Origin of the sequence: Phenylobacterium sp. LjRoot225, assembly GCF_964252855.1 — a bacterium.
Lineage (GTDB): Bacteria > Pseudomonadota > Alphaproteobacteria > Caulobacterales > Caulobacteraceae > Phenylobacterium.
In genome coordinates this window covers 1-417 of the sequence record NZ_CAXUPL020000017.1, presented here as the reverse complement: position 1 = coordinate 417, position 417 = coordinate 1, and the positions used below count along the sequence as shown (strand labels likewise).

The following is a 417-nucleotide window of genomic DNA, read 5'->3' as shown; positions in this document are numbered from 1 at the left end:
GATCCACCTCGACAGCCGTGTCGGCTGAAGCGGCGGAAACCTGTCGTCCGCGATCGCGCGCGGTCTTCAATATGTCTTGGTGGAGCCAGACGGGATCGAACCGACGACCTCATGCTTGCAAAGCACGCGCTCTACCAACTGAGCTATGGCCCCTTGAGAAGCCGGCTCCCCGAGGGGTGCTCGGGTGGGAGCCTTCGTCGATCCGACGTCTGTCCGCCCAAGGTGCACACGGGAAGTGTGGTGGGCCCAGGCAGACTCGAACTGCCGACCTCACGCTTATCAGGCGTGTGCTCTAACCAACTGAGCTACAGGCCCTTGAAGCGGTCCGCTCGGCGCGGCGAGCTCTCCCGATGGGAGCTCTGCGCGCCGAATGCGCGATCGCACTACAGCCTCAAGATTGAGCGGCTGCAGTGTTAC

The 417-nt window shown here is 63.3% G+C and carries 2 tRNA genes; both read right to left on the bottom strand.

Going from position 1 to position 417, the window contains the following annotated elements:
* Positions 1 to 77 precede the first annotated feature (77 nt).
* A tRNA-Ala gene (locus ACSQ2B_RS26735) sits at positions 78 to 153 on the bottom strand.
* Between the two features lie 85 nt (positions 154 to 238).
* A tRNA-Ile gene (locus ACSQ2B_RS26730) sits at positions 239 to 315 on the bottom strand.
* Positions 316 to 417: the final 102 nt, after the last annotated feature.